Raw genomic sequence first — 17,756 nt, 5'->3', positions numbered from 1 at the left:
GCTACGGTCACTCGTCCGTTCGATTTCAAGACAAGCGTGATCGTGTGGAGCCCTCGCCGATGAACCGTCGTCAAATTCTTCCCGCCCTCCTGCTGGCTTGCTTTCTTGGCGGCGGCGCTCCGGCGCTCGCCGAAACGGGGGCCGGGGTCCGGGCAAGGGCGGCGGCCCAGATGGCGCCGCCGTTCGACGGCACGGGCGCGCAAAAGTACCAGATCTGGGTGTCACCATCCGGTCCTGTCACCGACATCAACACCGCCTTGGCGCGCGCCGTCCCCGGCACCGACATCATGGTCCGCGCCGGGACCTATTTCGGCGCGGTCCATATCAACAAGAGCGGGACCGAGGACGCGCCGATCCGGCTGATCTCGGCGGATGGCCTGCGGCAGGCTCGGATCGTGTCGGACAAGACGGGCATCTACGGCTTCGGGACGCGGAACGTCGGGGTGTTCGGCTTCCACGTCATCGCCGGGGCCAAGGGCAACGGCATCCAGTTCGGCCTGTCGGGCCGCGACACCAGCGACATGTCGCGCTATGCCCGCAACCTCGTGATCGCCGACAATCTGGTCGAGCGGGCGGGGGAGGATGGCATCAAGCTCAGCCAGGCCGACAACGTGCACCTGTTGCGGAACGTCGTCCGCGACAGCGGGGCGGATCACAACGACAACGGCGATGGCGGCATCGATCTGGTGGCCGTCAACAATTCCCGGCTGATCGGAAACTTCGTCGATGGCACCTCGGGCCATACCTGCCTGATGATGAAGGGTGGCAGCCAGGGCAATCTGGTCGCCGGCAACATCATGAAGGGCTGCGAGCGCGACGGCATTTCGGTTGGCGGCCTGACCACCGGCCATTGGATGCGGCCCGGCACCGATTCCGAGGCCAAATACAACACCGTCGTCGGCAACGATGTCGAGGCCGGCAAGGCTGGACTGCTGATCTATGGAGCCACCGGCAATCTGGTGGCCAACAACCTGTGCGCCGGCCGGTTGGGCTGCGTCTCGCAGCGGGTCAGCAACCGCGGCCACGCGCCGATGGACAATCACGACAACCGGCTGGAGAATAATCAAGTGGAGCCAGGCCCCGGAATCGGCACGGCGGCGCTCCAGGGTGGCGCCCTCGCGCGGTGGGTCCAGACGCACAAGTCGGATGTGCTCCGCTCCGAGGCGCGCTAGAACAAGCGCCACCTCGCGATTTCCATGATCCAGCTTCCCCGCTCCCAGCCATCCCTGTCCACAGTCGAGACGAACATTGCCCGCATCTCCCTTCCGTGACCTGACCAACCTGGGCGGTCGGGCCCTGGACCGCGTCGGCGAGTTGACCGACCGCATGCTCGATGGCAACCTGCGCATCGGCGTCACCGGGCTGCGCCGCTCCGGCAAGACGGTCCTGACGACGGCGCTTATCGACAATCTGCTGCATGCCGACCGGCTTCCCTTCCTGGATGTCGTCGCGACCGGCCGCTTCATCGCGGCGCGGATGGAACCCCAGCCCGACCAAGCCGTGCCCCGGTTCGACTTCGAGAGCCAGATGGAGCGGCTGACGGCCCCGGATCCGCGATGGCCGAACAATACCAAGGTGACCAGCCAAGCCCGCGTGGCGCTCCGCTACATGCCGGGAACGCTGCTCAGGCGCCGATTGCGTGGCGCCTCGCGGCTGACCCTGGACATCGTCGATTATCCCGGCGAATGGCTGCTCGACCTGCCCTTGCTCGACCGCACCTACGCCGAGTGGTCGCGCGAGACGCTGGAACTCTCGCGCCGGCCGCCACGCGACCGGCTGGCGGCGGAATGGCTGGCCTATCTCTCGAACCGCGATCCGGCGGGACCGGCGGAGGAGGCGGTGGCGCGCCGCGCGGCCGAGCTCTACACCACCTATCTGCTGGCGTGTCGGGCGTCGGATCAGCTGCTGAGCCTGATCCAGCCCGGCCGCTTCGTGGAACCCGGCGAGTTAGTCGGCGCCCCCGTGCTGGCCTTCTGCCCCTTGCTGGAACCCCCGGCGCGGGCGGGCCGCCACACCTTATGGGCGATGATGGAGGAACGGTTCGAAGCCTATAAGACCAATGTGGTCCGGCGCTTCTTCTCTGAGCATTTCGCCCGGCTGGATCGGCAGATCGTGCTGGTCGACGTGCTGGGCGCGTTGAACGCCGGTCCGGCGGCGCTGGCCGACATGCGGACCTCCCTGTCGGCGACCTTGGAATCCTTCAGCCATGGCCGCTCCAGTTGGCTGGACCGGCTGCTCGGCGGGCGGATCGACCGGGTGCTGTTCGCCGCCACCAAGGCCGACCACATCCCGTCCAACCAGCACGCCAACCTGCGCCGGTTGCTGGATGGCTTGGTCGAGGAGCGGCGCAACGCGATCCGCTTCGAAGGCGCTCGGGTCGAAACCATGGCGATCGCCGCACTCAAATGCACCGAAACGGTGATGGCGGAGCATCAAGGCCGGCAATTGGCCTGCGTCCGCGGCATTCCCCTGGGCAGGACGGAACCGACGGTCCTCTATCCCGGCGAGATCCCGGACGATCACCGTCTGCTCGACCAGGACGGCGCCCGCCGGCTGAACTTCCTCAATTTCCGGCCCCCGGCGCTGACGGCGCGGCAGGGTAGGGGATTGCCGAACATCCGATTGGATCAGGCGCTCGAGTTCCTGATCGGAGACTTCCTGACATGACCGGCCGGACCCGCCAAACCGATTATGTCCAGCCGATCGAACTGGACCCCAACGGAACCGTCGTGGTGGTGCCGGAGGAGCGGACCAACGGCGCCGTAACGGCCGGGACGTCGCTCGCCGCCGAGACGCCGGATCCGGTCCCGGCGCCGCGCCGCTGGGCGGTTCGGCTGCTGGTCGGTTCCGCCGCGGCGCTTTTCGCCCTGGTGGTCGGGTACGACACCGTCGACCTCGTGCGCCGCGCGTTCGAGACCAGCGTCATGCTGGGTGGCGGAGCCGTGGCGCTGGCCGGCGGCGCCGTACTGGGCGGCTTCGGCCTGCTGGCGGGAGAGTTGCGCAGCCTGCGGCGCTTGCGCCGGATCGACGGGCTGCGGGAGGACGCGGAGCACCTGCGCACCGCCGGTGGCCATGGCGAGGCGGAGCGTTACGCCGGCGCCGTGGCCTCGCTCTATGGCGACCGCCGCGATCTGGCGGAGCAGGTCGCGACGCTCAAGGACAACCTCAACGACGCGCATGACGACCGCGAGGTCGTCCGCATGGTCGATCTCCAGCTTCTCCAGGACATCGACCGGCGGGCCTATCAGCTGGTGCTGCGCGCGTCGCGCGACACCGCCATCGCCACGGCGCTAAGCCCGGCCGCGCTGCTCGACGTGATGATCGTGCTGTGGCGGAACCTCAAGCTGGTCCGCGAGGTCGCGACACTCTACGGCGCCCGTCCGGGCTATGTCGGAGGGCTGAAACTGCTGCGCCGGATGCTCGCCAACATCGCGGTGGCCGGCGTCGCCGAGGGCGGCAACGACATGGTGGTCGAGGCGCTGGGCAGCACGCTGGCGGCCTCGCTGTCGTCCCGGGTCGGGCAGGGCGTGATCAATGGATTGCTGACCGCCCGCGTCGGTTTGACCGCCATGCACCTGTGCCGTCCGCTCGCCTATGACGAGACCAACCGACCGAGTCTCAAGCGCATCCGCCGGGAATTGCTGAGTGTGCCGAAACAGGTGCTGTGACCGAACTCCGCCACCGGTGGAACCGGTGGCGGAGTTCGGGAGAGATGCCTGATCGCCGCCGCCGCGTGGGGAGGCCGGCAGCCGATCCGCTCAGGCGGAGGTGCCGGGATGCTGATAGACCATCGGCGCGTTGGGGCCGGTCTCGCCGTTCTTCTCCGGCAGTTTGGGCTGGGGCAGGGCGTAGAACATCGGCTTGTCCTTGTCCCAGGTGTTTTCGAACGGCAACTCCATCCTCAGGCCGCCCTGGTTCTTCTCCGCCTCCCGCATCGCCTGCTGGAGCTGCTTGGCGACGTCCTCGCTCCAGCCGATCTTGTAGTAGCGCGGCTCGGATGTGTCCGCGATTTGGAGCCATAGGTAGATCGCCTCACCCTCCTGCATGCGGGCGCTCAGCACGGTGGCCTCGCTCATGCTCCGGTGGAACCACTCCAGCGCCACCGGCTTGGGCTTGCTCAGCAGGTCCGCGAAGCTGGCGTAGGACAGCGGCATGAAGGCGGCCGCCAGCGCCACGGCCCCGACCTTGACCCACAGCTTGCGCGGCGACCAGATGCCGATGGTCGCGAGACCGGCGGCCAGCACCACGGCCACACCGAAGAGGTTCATCATGATCTGCATCACTGCCTCCACTTTCGCAGGCTCTTGGGCAAGCTGTTGACACTGCTGGGAACGAGGTCGCCGGCCTCGGTCAACTTGAACCGATAGACCGTCAGTTCCTGGTTCTCGGCCATCAGGTCGACGCTGCTCGTCAGGATTTGTTTGGCCGATTCCGAATTGGGCTTTTTGACGCTGGTCACCACGGTGACCTTGACCGGCGAGACGCGTGACTTGTTGCGGTACATGTGGAGGTTGATCGCGTATTCACCCGGTGGAATGCCGCGGCTGTAGCTGACCTCGTAGTTCAGCTGCGTCGGGTCGGCGTTGCGGCCCAGGTCGTCGCGGAGCAGGTTGAATATCACGCCGGATTTGTTGGAGTACCCAACCGGCACATCGCCCGGCGCCTGCACCCATAGGTCGATATCGCTATCCAACTCGTCAGCCCAGCGGGCCTCGACCATGATGTTGCCGGGTACCGTGCTCGTCGCGGCCTGTGCCTCCTGCTTGGGGTTGAGGTGCGGCAGCAGGAGGATAACGACCGCCACGAAGCCGCACAGGGCAAGCGTGATGACGTCGCGAAAGACGGTGCCGTTGACGTCTTCCTCGTCGAACTGGTCAAGCCCCTGCATGGCGTTCACCCAGCGCCGTGATTTCGGTGATCAGGTTGACGGTGCCGGTGACCAGCATGTTGTAGTTGATGCTCAGCCAGATGTTCAGGATGCCGCCGACGAGGGTGGTGTAGAGCGCCACCGACATGCCATCGATCAGCTTGGTCACCATCGGGGCGATCGCCGCCACGTCACCCGCCTTGTCCGGATCGACGCCGCCCAGCGAGATGATGAACCCGACAACAGTGCCGATCAGGCCCAGCAACACCAGACTGCTGGCCAGGTGGCGGACGATGGCGATTCTTGACGACAGCTTGAGCCGGAGGTTGCCGGCCAAGGTGGCCCGGCTGCCGCTGTCACGGCCGGCCACTTCGATGAGGTGGCGCGACGCGCGGGAGTTGTTGTGGGGGCTGAAGTCCTTGCACGCGTTCAGTTCGCAGCTGGTGCGCCAGATCTTGCTGCCGCAGACCGCCGTTCCCACCAGGAAAACGCCGAAGATCAGCTGGCATAATCCGGTGCTGTCGGTGTCCAGGACCGGCTTGACCCATCCCTGGAACCATGCGGCTGCGAGGAGTGCCAACCCAACTGTATTGACTAAGATAAATCTCAGAACCAAAAGGTATTTTTGAGGGTTGCGGGCAAAATCGGCAGCATAGCTGGAAGACCGTGTGTGTAGAACGGTTGGCACGGTACTCCGTGCTGTATGGACGGTCTCAGCAGTCGCGTCGGTCATCAAGGCTCTCCGTTGACAAGCGGCTGATCAGAACTTCATCTCTCCAACTCCCTATCGCAATCGTTATGCCAAGCATCTTTTTTTGCGCGACCCGCTGATAGTACACAGCAACACAATCGTCACAAGACGGTGGTGTGGCGGCTCAATGGAGGATTCTGCGCATTTTTGAGGCAACGCCGGTATCGAAGGCGGTATATGCCTATTTTCCAAGCATAAAAGCTGAAAATGGAGCATTTTTTAACTGTTTGCGTGACAGAATGTCACGGATATTGCCGACCATATCCGGATAACGTGGAAACGTTTGTAGACCTATCGAAGCGCCGCCATCGCTTTGTTCTCGAAAGGTTTATTCGAAAACCGCGAGCCTCGAAAGGTTAACGGTGGCTGGACCGGACTCGTCATGTTGCACTGCACACCAGCTGTGCAAGACGCCGACTCCGGGAGTTCCGCTGGTCCGAATCCGCTCAGATGGCGGTCGAGGCTTGGTCGCTGGCCCGCTCCAGGATCACGTTCAGGCGTGTCCTGTGACTGATGTGGTAGCCATGAGCCAGACACAGCGCCACGCAATCTGTCTTCCAGCGGTCGGAGGACATCTCGAGCAGGATCATGGCCGGCCACCGGCGCTCCGGGGCGGAGGCGAAGAATGGAACCAACACGGTATCCTCGGCGCCCTCGATATCGATCTTCAGCGCGTCGACGCGATCGAAACCGGCTTCGGTCAGGATACCGTCGAGCGTTCGGCACGGCACCGAAACCTTCTCGTCGGTCCTCATCGCGATGCTGCTCTGTCCGCGGTTGCCACGATTGATGAACAGGTCCAGTGTGCCCGCCGTGTCCGCCACGGCGTATTGGAGCGTCCTGATCGTATCGAGGCCGTTGGCCGCCACATTGAAACGGAGCCGGCGGTAGATCTCCGGCTGGGGCTCCACCGCCAGTACCCTCGCGTTCCGCCCCGCCAGCCCGGCTACGAACAGCGAGTAGATCCCGACATTGGCGCCCAAATCCACGAAGGTGAATCCGTCATGGACCTTGGACGCCAGCACGCGCAGTTCCACCGGATCGAAGAATTGCGGCGTGAAGAGCACTCGCTTCTCGCAGACGTTGTCCGCGGGATGGACGCGAACCTTGCGTCCGAAGACGTCCACGTCGAGCGGGGATACCAGGCCCGTCATGACCAAGCGCCTTGCGGCGAAGGCGATCCGCTTGCCCAGCCACGTCTCTGGCAGGGTCCGGGTTAGCCCGATGATGGCGCGCTGGAAACCGGATGGCGCGTGGGCGCCGAACGGCGGATCTTCGGTGATCCCAGACAAGTGATGCTTTCCCAATCGCTATGGACCCCGCGCGAGGTCGCGGCGGGCCATGACTAGCATGGCCCGCCAGAAGGGTCATCAGTGATTTGCCCTTTCGCCATGGCCGAGCCGGCGGGCTGGCGGATGGCGTTTCACTCCGAGGTGATGCCGAACTCCCTGGCCCAGCCCAGGCCGGCCAACGTGCTGGCGCGCGGCCGGTATTCGCAGCCGATCCAGCCGGTGTAGCCGATCTCGTCGATCAGCTTGAACAGGTATGGGTAGTTGATCTCCCCGACATCCGGCTCATGCCGGCCGGGCGTGCCCGCGATCTGGATGTGCCCGATGGCTTCCAGGTTCTGGCGCAGCCGCTCCGCCAGATCGCCTTCCATGATCTGGGTGTGGTAGATGTCGAATTGAAGCTTGAGGTTGGGCCGGGAGACGGCGGCGATGACCTTGCGGCCCGCCGTCGACGTGTTCAGGAAATAACCCGGCATGTCCCGCGTGTTGATCGGTTCGGCCAACAGGGTGATGCCATGGCGCGCGGTCGCGTCGGCGGCATGGCGCAGGTTGGAGACATAGACCGCCTCGGCCTCCTCGCGGTCGATGCCGGCGTGGATGATGCCGGCCATCGCGTGCAGCCTGACGCAACCCAATTCGCGGGCGTACTCGATCGCCAATTCCACCGTCTGGGCGAACTCGGCTTCCCGTCCGGGGATGGCGGCCATGCCGCGCTCGCCGCCCGCCCAGTCGCCCGGCGGCAGGTTGAAGAGCACCTGTTCCAGCTTGGCGTCGGTTAGCGCCTTCTTGATGTCGGAGGCCTGCCATTCGTAGGGGAAGAGGTATTCGACGCCTCGAAATCCGGCTTTCGCGGCGGCGGCGAAACGATCCAGGAAAGCGTGTTCCTGGAACATCATCGATAGATTGGCGGCGAATTTGGGCATGGTTCCCCCGATTTCCCTGTTCTGAACGTCCTGGTTCCGGATGTCCTGTCGAACAAAAGCCCGTACCGGCCTCCGTTGCAAGGCCGTACGGGCTCTCAGAGGGGGTAGGGTGGAGCGTTTATTGCTCGTAGCGTTCCAACTGGCGCCGCAGGTCGGATGCCTCCTCCCGCAGCGCTTCGATCCTCATGTCATCCGGGTCCCTTTGCCGCATCTCGGCGGCGATTTGGGCTTCCAGGGCCACTCGCTCCTGACGGATGATGCCGATCAAGGCTTCCTTCATGATCGTCTCCCACATCGTCGAGTCATATCGTCGTATACGCAGTCTGAACCGACTCGGCCAAAAGAACAAGATACCATATATCGAAAATGCCATTGAAATTTTCATGCAACCCGACAGGTTGCGGATACGTCGCTTCCATTACTGTCGCTTGTCGGAAATTCCGGCCGATGAACCTCTCCGGACTCGACAAGTCCGGGGTGGGGTAATTAACAGTTAACCAACAGTCCCTAGACTGGAGGCCAGCTCCCTCGTCGCCGGCCTCGGACCAATCACCCACCAGCCGCCAGTCAGTCACCGGATCAATGGACAGTCTCATCGGATGAAGCGCAGGCTTCTGATTCAGTTGGCGTTGAGCGCGCCGTTGCTGGGATTCGGCACCTCCGGGGTGGCGTCGCTCCTGGCTGCCGGCCCGGTGTCCGCCGCGACCCGCAATCCACCCCAACGGAAACCCGAGCCCCCCGCGGGCACCGCGAACCGCCGGTTGATCGTGATCGATCCCGGCCATGGTGGTCATGATCCCGGCGCCATCGGGATCAAGGGAACGCTGGAGAAGGAGATCACGCTCGACATCTCGCGGGAGATCGCGCGGCGGTTGCGGGCCACGCGTGGTGTGGCGGTCAAGCTGACGCGCGAGAGCGATATCTTCCTGCCGCTGGCGGAGCGCGTAGCCATCGCCCGCGACGCCGGGGCCGACCTGTTCGTCTCGATCCACGCGGACAGCGCGCCCAACCGCGATGCCCGCGGCCTGTCCGCCTATACCCTGTCTGACAGGGCTTCGGACGATTTCGCCTTCGCGCTGGCGAAGCAGGAGAACCTGGCCGATGGCGCCAGCGGCATCGATCTGCGCCACACGCGGCCACAGGTCGCGGCGATCCTGTCCGACCTTGTCGCCCGCCATACGGTTACCGCCGCGCTGATGGCCAAGGGCAGTGTGGTCGAAGGGGCTGGTCGCTCGCTCAGGTTGCTGGACAACCCGAAGCGGTCCGCCAACTTCGCCGTGCTCAAGGCGCCGGACGTGCCGTCCGTCCTGATCGAAACCGGCTTCCTGTCCAACGACCGCGACGAGGAGTTGCTGCGCGACGGCGCCCAGCGCCGCCGCATCGCCGAGGTCCTGTCGCGCGAACTGGCCGAGGTGATGACCAACGCGCCCTTCGCGTGACCGGGTTCGGCCGCATCGCCGCCGGGGTGCGGCGCCGGTTCGCGACAATCGGGACACGTTGGGGGAAAAAGCTGTGCCGCTAGTTTCGAGTGATTCAAATATGTGTTGCAATCATGTGGTGGGCGTGACTTCTTCGCGCCGCCCGCACGTGGTTCGCTGCCGGTGAACGGAGGAAGTTTTGAGGTCTCGCGCACGTTTTTCCGTAGTCGCCCTGACGGCCCTGGCCGCCCTCGCGTCCGGCTGCGCGCCTCTGGTCGTGGGGGGAGCCGCCACGACGGCGGTCGTCGCGGCCTCGCAGGAGCGCGGGCTTGGCGGCGCCATCACCGACACCGAGATCAAGGCCCAGATCAACCATTATTGGATCCAGCACAGCGTCGAGATGCACGCCCGGCTGAGCACCAACGTCAACCAGGGCACGGTGCTGCTGACCGGCCGCGCCAAGGATCCGGAGGAGCGGCTCGACGCCGTTCGGCTGGCGTGGCAGGCCGAGGGTGTGCGCGAGGTGATCAACGAGATCGTGGTCGACGACCAATCCACGTTGACCGACAGCGCCCGCGATTCCTGGATCAGCGCCCAGATGCGCGGCAAGCTGTTGTTCGACCGGAGCGTCTCCTCGATCAACTATTCGATCGAGACGGTCAATGGCGTCGTCTACCTGATGGGCAACGCGCGCGATCCGGCGGAGTTGGAGCGGGTGACCGGCCATGCCCGGTCGATACCCTATGTGAAGCGCGTCGTGAGCTATGTCCGCTGACGGACCATTTCCCGCCTTCCGAGTGTCAGGATCGGAGGGCGCCGGCGCGCTGCCGCTGATCCTCGCGCTGGCGGTGGCATTGCTGTTCGGGTTGGTGACCGGCTCGCCGTCCGACGCCCGGGCGCAGGAGGGCGGCGCCAACCGGCAGTTCGTCCAGGCCATGCAGATGATCCAGCAGGCCAACGCGACCTTCGATCCGGTGGAGGAGGCGCGCCTCTTGCGGGAGGCGGACCGGATGCTGACCGAGATCGTCCAGCGCTATCCTGACAGCGCCGTCGCGGTCCAGCTCATCACCAACCAGTTCATCGGCGATTTCGACGTCTTCGAGTTCCGCAACCGGGTGCGCGCGTTGATCTGCAACGACACCCAGGCGACCGCCTGTTTCCTGTACAAGATCGAGAACCTGCTGCCGCCGGTCGAATACCCGATAACGACCCCCCGCTGGGACTGGCTGTCGCTGGCGGTGGCCCACCACTTGAACGGCGCCACCGACAGGGCGCGGGAGATCATCGCCCCCTTCGTCGGCGCCCTGAGGCGCGGGACGGCCACCGGCTCCGACAGCCAGGAGCAGGACCTGTTCGTCGCGCGTGCCCTGGCGTTGACTGGACAGACCGACATCGCCCTTCAGATCACGCGCGGCATCGCCGATTGCTCGACGCGCATCTACAACCTGACCGACATAGCCGAGATCGCCTCGTGGCGCGGCGACAAGGATCTGGCCTCGTCGCTGACGACCGAGGCGCAGAAGTATTCCCAAGCCAACGCCTGCGCGTGGGAGCTGGGGCTGGTCGTGCAGGCCCTGATGAGGGTCGGCCGCGAGGCGGAGGCCCGCACATTGTTCCTCAACACGGTCGAGCAGCAGTTCTCCCGCTTCCGCGAGACCAAGCAGGAGTGCTGCCCGGCCGAGCTGGCGGTCGCCGCCGCCGACTTGGGAGAGACCAACCTCGCCTTGGGTCTCCTGAAGACCGTGCAGGAGGACAGTCCCTGGACCGTGCCGTCGGTGCTCGGGAGATTGGCGCAGCATGGCGAGGTTTCGCTGACCTCGGCCTATCTGGAGCAGGTCAAGGATCCCGACACGCAGTCGGAGATCCTGTCGGAATTCGTCGCGGCGTCGCTGCGGCGGAGCGACCCGGCCGCCGCCCAGCTGTGGATGCAGCGGCTGGTCCAGATCGCCGATACGCCGGCGAACAAGCGGCCCACCGTCCTGGCCCAACGCGCCAAGGCCGAGAAACTGATCTACGGCGACGAGCGCTGGCGATCGACCCTGTCGCAGGCCATCGCCGCCGCAGATCGAAGCAGCGCCTTCGTCCGGCGTGATATCGGCGTGCCGCTGCTGGCGGCGCTGGTGCGGATCGAAAGCGGCCTTCCCATGCTGGACTGAGGTCGGTTACCTTCCGCGCTCCATCCCGATCCAGTCTTTCCGGAAAGCCAGCATCATGACCGCCCGCTATATCTTGACCATCTCGTGCCCCGATACCGTGGGTATCGTCGCGGCCGTGTCGGGGTTCCTGGCGGAGCGGGGCTGCAACATCATCGACAGCGCCCAGTTCGGCGACCGGACCAGCGGGCTGTTCTTCCTGCGCATATTCCTGGCCGCTCCCGACGGAGGGCCGGACCATGCCGGGCTGGCGGCGGAATTCGGCGCCATCGCCAAGCGCTTCGGCATGACCTGGCACCTGCACGACGCGGAACGGCGCCAGCGCCTGCTGATCCTGGTGTCCAAATTCGGCCATTGCCTGAACGACCTGCTCTATCGCTACCGCGTCGGCGGCCTGAACGTCGAGATCCCGGCGATCGTGTCGAACCACCGCGACTTCTACCAGCTGGCGGCGTGGCACAACGTCCCGTTCCACTACCTGCCGGTCAAGCCGGACAACAAGGCGGAACAGGAAGCCCGGCTGTGGGAGATCGTCGAGCAGGAGCGGATCGACCTGGTCGTGCTCGCCCGCTACATGCAGGTCCTGTCGCCGGAGCTGTGCGACCGGCTGGCCGGCCGCGCGATCAACATCCACCACTCGTTCCTGCCCAGCTTCAAGGGCGCCAAGCCCTACCATCAGGCCTTCGCGCGCGGGGTGAAGCTGATCGGCGCCACGGCGCATTACGTCACCTCCAACCTGGACGAGGGCCCGATCATCGAGCAGGTGGTCGAGCGGGTCGACCATACCCTGACGCCCGACGATCTGGTCGAGGTTGGGCGCGACGTGGAGAGCGTGGTGCTGGCCCGCGCGGTCAAGTACCACACCGAGCACCGCGTCCTGTTGAACGGCGCGAAGACGGTGGTCTTCCGCTAGCGGAGGTTTCAACCCTCGGCAACGACGGCCTCCAGAGCCTCGCGGTCGCAGCGCACCAAATGGTCGCCGACATCGGTGAGCAGGCCGGCGCGGCGGAACTCGGCGACGGTGCGGCTGGCCGTCTCCATGGTGATCGCCAGCATGGCGCCGACATCCTCGCGGATCGGCAGATGGCAGACATCGCTGTCGGTCGCCTCGGTCATCTGGAGCAGCAGGCGCGCCAGTCGGAGGCGGGCGCTGCCGGTCGAAAGCTCGGTCAGCCAATCGTCGGCCTGTCGCACGGACTGGTGCCAGCGCCTCATCAACTGGGTATGGAGCCGCGGCGTCTCGCCGCTCAGCCTGTCGATGACGGCGCGGGGGATCCGGCAGACCAGCACGGGTTGCAGGGCGGTGGCGGTGTGGGCGTAGGGCTCCGACAGCAGCGCCTCCATCCCGGCGACGGCCCCCTGGCGGAGCAGCCGCACGATCCGGTGCGATCCATCCGGCAGGTACTGGACCAGCTTGACCGTGCCTTCGCGGATGGTGAACAGGTAAGGCTTCTGGTCGCCGGCGTGATAGAGCGACTCACCTGGTTTGAAGCGAAGTTCATCAATTGGAAGATGTATCAGGCTGAAATCCATCAGCCTTAAATCGGAGAAGAGCACGAGGTCGCGGATGCCGCAGTTCCGGCATTGAGTGGGGCCCTTCCACGCTTCGCCGATCTCGCCGTCCTTCACGCCACCCTCCTGCCCACCGGATGCGTCATCAGCAAATCCGCGGCAGCTGTTCGCCCGCCAGCCAATCGACGATGCGTTTGCCGCCGAACGCGGTGCGCAGCTGGACGAAGCGGTGATCGTCATCGATCACCTCGCCGATCACGGCGGCGTCGGCGCCCAGGGGATGGCCGCGCATCGCGTCGAGCAGGCGGACTGCGTCCCCGGCGGCGCAGATCGCGATCAGCTTGCCCTCGTTGGCGACGTGGAGCGGATCGAGGCCCAGCAACTCGCAGGCGGCGGCGACCTCCTCCCGGATTGGGATCGCCCGTTCGTCCAGCACCATGCCCACGCCGGATTGCCGGGCGATCTCGTTAAGCGTGGTGGCGACGCCGCCGCGCGTCGGGTCGCGTAGCGTGTGGATGTCGGGAACGGCTTCGACCATGGCGGCGACGAGGCCGTGGAGCGCCGCGCTGTCCGATGCGATGGCCGTCTCGAAGCTGAGGTTTTCCCGCGTGGACATGATGGCGACGCCGTGGTCGCCGACGAAGCCGCTGACCAGCACGGCGTCGCCCGGCCGCGCCCGGTCACCCGAGGGCGCGACACCCGGCCGCGTGACTCCGATGCCGGTCGTGTTGATGAAGACGCCGTCACCCTTGCCGCGCTCCACCACCTTGGTGTCGCCGGTGATGATCGACACGCCGGCCTCGCGCGCGGCGGCGGCCATGGAGGCGACGATCCTGCCGAGGTCGCCCAGCGGAAAGCCCTCCTCGATGATGAAGCCCGCCGTCAGATAGAGCGGCACCGCGCCGGCCATGGCGAGGTCGTTGACGGTGCCGTGCACAGCCAGCGAGCCGATGTCGCCACCGGGGAAGAACAGCGGCGAGATGACGTAGCTGTCGGTCGTCACCGCCAAGCGACCGACCGGCGCGTCGAAGACGGCTTGATCGTTGCGCTGGGCGAGCAGGGGGTTGTCGAAGGCGGCGCCGAACATCTCCTCGACCAGCTGCGCCATGGCCTTGCCGCCGCCACCGTGGCTCAGGTCGACACGGCCGTGCCGCAGATCGAGCTTGCGGGGGAAGGCGCTGCGATCCGTAGGACCGATCTTGGTCATGCCCGTTTCTCCATATCGCGCCAGCGGCCATAGAGGTGATAGGCGGCGCAGGAGCCCTCCGGCGAGACCATGCACGAGCCCATCGGGTTCTCCGGCGTGCAGACGGTGCCGAAGATGGTGCAGTCCGCCGGCTTCTTGACGCCGCGCAGGATCTCGGCGCAGGAGCAGGCCTTGTTGTCGGCGACCGGCACGTAGCGGAGCTGCCAGCGGCGCTCGGCGTCCCAGTCGGCGAAACCCTCGCGGATCTGGAGCGCGCTGTCCGGGATCGTGCCGAGTCCGCGCCACTCGAAGCTGTCGCGGAGTTCGAAGACCTGATCGACCAGCGCTTGGGCCTTGGCGTTGCCGCCGTGCGAGACGGCACGGCTGAACTGGTTCTCGACCCCATGGCGTCCTTCGTTGAGCTGGCGCACCAGCATCAGGACGGACTGCATGATGTCGAGCGGCTCGAATCCCGACACGACGATGGGCCGCCGGTAGTCTCGGGCGAACCGGTCATAGGGGGCGGAGCCGATGATCGTGCTGACATGGCCAGGCCCGATGAAGCCATCGACGCGGACGCTGCCGGTCGTCGTCACCTCCGGGCTGTCCAGGATCGCCTGGATCGCCGAGGGGGTCAGGACGTGGTTGGCGAAGACGCTGAAGTTGCGGAGGCCCAAGGCCTTGGCTTGGACGAGCGCCACCGCCGTCGTCGGCGTCGTCGTCTCGAACCCGATCGCGAAGAAGACGACCTCGCGGCCGGGGTTCTCCCTCGCAACCCGAAGCGCGTCGCCGCTGCCATAGACCATGCGGATGTCGGCGCCCTCGGCCTTGGCCTTCATCAGGCTGCCGCGGTCGCGGCCGGGCACCCGCATCATGTCGCCATAGGTGCAGAGCGTCACCTCCGGCCGCCGCGCCAGCTCGATCGCCATGTCCAACCGCCCGATCGGCAGGACGCAGACCGGGCAGCCGGGACCATGGACCAGCCTGACGGTGGCGGGCAGCATGTCCTCGATCCCATGACGGCAGATCGCGTGGGTGTGGCCGCCGCAGAATTCCATGATGGAATAGATCCTGCCGGGATCGACCTCGGCGGCGATGGCGGCGGCGACCCGTTCCGCCAAAGCGCCATCCCGGTATTCATCGACGTATTTCATGCGGCTGCCTCGGTTGGGTCCAACGAGGCCAGCAGCGCCAGGGTGCGTTCGGCCTCGGCCGGATCGAGCTTGGAGAGCGCGTAACCGACATGGACGATGACGTATTCCCCCACGGCTGGGTCCTCGATCAAGGCCATGGAGACCTGCTTGCGGACGCCGCCAAGGGACACCGTGGCGGTGTCATCGGCGTGGATCTCGACGACCCGGGCGGGAATGGCGAGGCACATGGGCGGTTTCCCTAGGCGGTGATGAGGTGTGCGGCGACCCAGGCCTGACCCAGGCTGAGACCGCCGTCATTGGCTGGAACCTTGCGCGGAATCACGGCCGTGATGCCGTGATGGCAGAAGCCGTCGATCAGGCCCTCGGTCAGGACCGCGTTCATCACGCAGCCCCCCGCCAGGGCGATCCTGCCGCCCTCGATGGCCGGAAGCGCCCAGTCGATCAGGGCGGCGGTCAGGGTGCCGTGGAACAGGTCGGCGCCGGCGCCGGGGCTCAACCCGCTGACGGCGTCGAGCAGGGCGGTCAGGTCGAGGACGCCATCGGTGATGGTCCAGCCGCCGGGCAGCACGGTCGGCCGGGTGACCAGCGATTCCAGGACCATGGCGGCCTCGCCCTCGAAGCCTGAGACTGCCCGGACACCCAGCAAGCCGCAGGCGGCGTCGAACCACCGGCCGCACGAGGTGGTCGGCGGACAGTTGATGCCGCGGTCGAGCATCTGGACGAGGGCCGCCGTGTTGCCGTGGTCGGCGAAACGGCGGGTGATCTCGTCGGCCCGGCCCATGCGGTGCAGCGCCGCGGCGGCCATACGCCAGGGTTGCCGCGCCGCCTTGTCGCCGCCCGGCTGGGCCAGTTCGGCGAAGTGGCCGAGGCGGTCGCAGGTGGCGCCGTCCAGCCGAAGCAGCTCGCCGCCCCGGCTGTCTCCCGCCTCGCCTAAGCCGAAGCCATCCAGCGCCAGCCCGACCAGCGGCCCCTCCAAGCCGTGCTCGGCCGCCACCGCCGCGATGTGGGCGTGGTGGTGCTGGATGGCGAAACGGGGCAGGTCGAGGGATTGGGCGTGACGGGTCGATAGGAAGTCGGGGTGGAGATCGTGGGCGACGGCGACCGGCTCGACCTCCAGGATGCCGAGAAGGTGGGCGACGGTTTCCTCGAGGAACCGCAGCGTGGCGCCGTTGTCGAGGTCGCCGACATGCTGCGACAAGAAGGCTTGGTCGCCGCGGGTCACGCAAATGGTGTTCTTGAGATGACCACCGAGCGCCAGGATGGGAGGGGCTTGGCGGCCCAGCGGGATGCCCCGGGGCGCGTGACCGCGCGACCGGCGAATCATGGTCGGGGCTCCACCGACGGCGCGCGCGACGCTGTCGTCGCTGCGGATCACGATGTTGCGGTCATGGCCGGCGATGTGGTCGGCGATGCCGGCGAGGCGGTCGTGGGCCTCCGCGTTGTCGGTCACCAAAGGTTCGCCGCCGGGATTGGCGCTGGTCATCACCAAGGCCAAGTCTTGCGGCTGGTCGAGCCAGGCGGTGCCGGCGGGACGTCCGGCCGCCTCGTGGAACAGCAGATACTGCAAGGGAGTGTGCGGCAGCATCAGGCCAACCCAGGCGAGGTCGGGCGCCACGGCGTCGGGCAGGGAGCCGGAACGGGCGCGGACCAGCACGACCGGCCGCTCCGGCCCGGTCAGCAACGCCGCTTCCACCGGGGAGATGTCGGCCAGCGCGCTCGCGCTGGCGAGGTTCGCCACCATCACCGCGAAGGGCTTGCCGTTCCGTTGCTTCCGCGCGCGGAGACGGGCAACCGCCGCGGCGTCGTAGGCGTCGCAGGCGAGATGGAAGCCGCCGAGGCCCTTGATCGCGACGATCTCCCCGGCGCGGAGGCGGGCGGTGATCTCCTCGACCGGCGTGTCCAGTGCCGGTCCGCAGGCCGGGCAGGCGATCGGCTGGGCGTGGAACCGGCGGTCGCGCGGGTCGGCGTATTCCCGCGCGCAGTCCGGGCAGAGGGTGAAACCCGCCATGGAGGTCCGCGGCCGGTCATAGGGCAGGGCGCGGGTGATCGTGTGCCGAGGGCCGCAATGGGTGCAGTTGAGGAACGGATAACGCCAGCGGCGGTCGACGGGGTCGAACAGTTCGGTTAGGCAATCCGGGCAGACGGCGGCGTCGGGACCGATCATCGTGGCGGCGGCCCCAGCGGCCCCGGAGACCCCGGCGGCGCTGGCGCGGATGCGGAAGCCGCTCTCCGCCGGTTCCGGGGCCAGATCCTCGACCTCGATCGCCGCGACGTCGGCCAGCGGGGGTGCCCGCCGCGCCAGGGCGTCGATGAAGCCGGCGCGGTCGCCGCCCTGCACCTCCAGCAGCACGCCTTCGGCGTCGTTGAGCACCCAGCCGGTCAGTCCCAAGCTGTCCGCCAGATCATGGACGAAGGGACGGAACCCCACGCCCTGGACGAGGCCCCTGACGCGCACACGGGATCGGCTGATCGGGCTGATTGGGATGTGCGCGGAAGTCATGCC

General features: G+C 66.7%; 18 protein-coding genes. 7 read left to right on the top strand and 11 right to left on the bottom strand.

Going from position 1 to position 17,756, the window contains the following annotated elements; all coding sequences use genetic code 11:
• Positions 1 to 59 precede the first annotated feature (59 nt).
• The 3 genes from N825_RS23420 (at position 60) to N825_RS23410 (ending at position 3,668) form a co-directional block, all read left to right on the top strand.
• Positions 60 to 1,172 carry a right-handed parallel beta-helix repeat-containing protein gene (locus N825_RS23420; protein WP_037457621.1) on the top strand — a complete coding sequence of 371 codons (1,113 nt, stop codon included), beginning with the start codon at positions 60 to 62 and terminating at the stop codon, positions 1,170 to 1,172.
• A 76-nt stretch (positions 1,173 to 1,248) separates the two neighbouring features.
• Complete coding sequence (locus N825_RS23415) at positions 1,249 to 2,667, top strand: YcjX family GTP-binding protein (RefSeq protein WP_051512822.1); 1,419 nt, start codon at positions 1,249 to 1,251, stop codon at positions 2,665 to 2,667.
• Positions 2,664 to 3,668: a TIGR01620 family protein gene (locus N825_RS23410; RefSeq protein ID WP_037457619.1), complete on the top strand. Its 1,005-nt coding sequence runs from the start codon at positions 2,664 to 2,666 to the stop codon at positions 3,666 to 3,668. Before N825_RS23415 ends, N825_RS23410 begins: the two co-directional genes overlap by 4 nt.
• A gap of 90 nt (positions 3,669 to 3,758) precedes the next feature.
• Here N825_RS23410 and N825_RS23405 read toward each other — a convergent pair whose 3' ends face one another.
• The 6 genes from N825_RS23405 to N825_RS39100 all read right to left on the bottom strand — a co-directional run bounded on the left by N825_RS23405 (position 3,759) and on the right by N825_RS39100 (position 8,110).
• Positions 3,759 to 4,280, bottom strand: coding sequence for a hypothetical protein (locus tag N825_RS23405; protein ID WP_037457617.1), 522 nt, complete (start codon positions 4,278 to 4,280; stop codon positions 3,759 to 3,761).
• The gene (locus N825_RS23400) at positions 4,280 to 4,888 is read right to left on the bottom strand and encodes a hypothetical protein (protein ID WP_037457616.1); all 609 of its coding nucleotides are present in this window, start codon (positions 4,886 to 4,888) and stop codon (positions 4,280 to 4,282) included. The genes N825_RS23405 and N825_RS23400 overlap by 1 nt, the downstream gene beginning before the upstream one ends.
• Complete coding sequence (locus N825_RS23395; RefSeq protein WP_037457614.1) at positions 4,875 to 5,447, bottom strand: MotA/TolQ/ExbB proton channel family protein; 573 nt, start codon at positions 5,445 to 5,447, stop codon at positions 4,875 to 4,877. The genes N825_RS23400 and N825_RS23395 overlap by 14 nt, the downstream gene beginning before the upstream one ends.
• A 617-nt stretch (positions 5,448 to 6,064) precedes the next feature.
• Positions 6,065 to 6,910 (bottom strand): FkbM family methyltransferase, encoded by an 846-nt coding sequence (locus N825_RS23390; protein WP_051512821.1) that lies wholly within the window; start codon positions 6,908 to 6,910, stop codon positions 6,065 to 6,067.
• Between the two features lie 131 nt (positions 6,911 to 7,041).
• Complete coding sequence (gene otnI / locus N825_RS23385; protein ID WP_037457611.1) at positions 7,042 to 7,830, bottom strand: 2-oxo-tetronate isomerase; 789 nt, start codon at positions 7,828 to 7,830, stop codon at positions 7,042 to 7,044.
• A gap of 118 nt (positions 7,831 to 7,948) precedes the next feature.
• Entirely contained in the window at positions 7,949 to 8,110 is a 162-nt protein-coding gene (locus N825_RS39100) for a hypothetical protein (protein WP_157619499.1), read from the bottom strand.
• 319 nt (positions 8,111 to 8,429) lie between these two features.
• On the opposite strand from N825_RS39100, the gene N825_RS23375 reads away from it, so the two are divergent.
• The 4 genes from N825_RS23375 (at position 8,430) to purU (ending at position 12,314) form a co-directional block, all read left to right on the top strand.
• A complete protein-coding gene (locus N825_RS23375) occupies positions 8,430 to 9,269 on the top strand; it encodes an N-acetylmuramoyl-L-alanine amidase family protein (RefSeq protein ID WP_037457608.1) in 840 nt (279 codons plus the stop codon).
• A 178-nt stretch (positions 9,270 to 9,447) separates the two neighbouring features.
• On the top strand, positions 9,448 to 10,023 hold the full coding sequence (locus tag N825_RS23370; RefSeq protein WP_037457606.1) for a BON domain-containing protein: 576 nt from the start codon (positions 9,448 to 9,450) through the stop codon (positions 10,021 to 10,023).
• Between the two features lie 22 nt (positions 10,024 to 10,045).
• Complete coding sequence (locus N825_RS23365; protein WP_245613208.1) at positions 10,046 to 11,404, top strand: tetratricopeptide repeat protein; 1,359 nt, start codon at positions 10,046 to 10,048, stop codon at positions 11,402 to 11,404.
• 55 nt (positions 11,405 to 11,459) lie between these two features.
• On the top strand, positions 11,460 to 12,314 hold the full coding sequence (gene purU, locus N825_RS23360) for a formyltetrahydrofolate deformylase (protein ID WP_037457605.1): 855 nt from the start codon (positions 11,460 to 11,462) through the stop codon (positions 12,312 to 12,314).
• 8 nt (positions 12,315 to 12,322) lie between these two features.
• On the opposite strand, the gene N825_RS23355 is transcribed toward purU, so the two are convergent.
• Genes N825_RS23355 through hypF form a run of 5 tightly spaced genes read right to left on the bottom strand, consistent with a single transcriptional unit; the run spans position 12,323 to position 17,753 of the window.
• Complete coding sequence (locus N825_RS23355) at positions 12,323 to 13,030, bottom strand: Crp/Fnr family transcriptional regulator (protein ID WP_037457602.1); 708 nt, start codon at positions 13,028 to 13,030, stop codon at positions 12,323 to 12,325.
• Positions 13,031 to 13,058: 28 nt separating this feature from the next.
• Positions 13,059 to 14,120 carry a hydrogenase expression/formation protein HypE gene (gene hypE / locus N825_RS23350; RefSeq protein ID WP_037457601.1) on the bottom strand — a complete coding sequence of 354 codons (1,062 nt, stop codon included), beginning with the start codon at positions 14,118 to 14,120 and terminating at the stop codon, positions 13,059 to 13,061.
• Positions 14,117 to 15,253 carry a hydrogenase formation protein HypD gene (hypD, locus tag N825_RS23345; protein WP_037457599.1) on the bottom strand — a complete coding sequence of 379 codons (1,137 nt, stop codon included), beginning with the start codon at positions 15,251 to 15,253 and terminating at the stop codon, positions 14,117 to 14,119. Before hypD ends, hypE begins: the two co-directional genes overlap by 4 nt.
• Complete coding sequence (locus tag N825_RS23340; protein ID WP_037457598.1) at positions 15,250 to 15,480, bottom strand: HypC/HybG/HupF family hydrogenase formation chaperone; 231 nt, start codon at positions 15,478 to 15,480, stop codon at positions 15,250 to 15,252. Before N825_RS23340 ends, hypD begins: the two co-directional genes overlap by 4 nt.
• An 11-nt stretch (positions 15,481 to 15,491) precedes the next feature.
• A complete protein-coding gene (hypF, locus tag N825_RS23335) occupies positions 15,492 to 17,753 on the bottom strand; it encodes a carbamoyltransferase HypF (RefSeq protein WP_037457596.1) in 2,262 nt (753 codons plus the stop codon).
• Between the last annotated feature and the right edge of the window lie 3 nt (positions 17,754 to 17,756).

The sequence above is a fragment of the Skermanella stibiiresistens SB22 genome (genome assembly GCF_000576635.1).
Classification (GTDB): Bacteria; Pseudomonadota; Alphaproteobacteria; order Azospirillales; family Azospirillaceae; genus Skermanella; species Skermanella stibiiresistens.
Note: the sequence above shows the minus strand (reverse complement) of the source record. Positions and strands in the feature narration are given on the sequence as shown.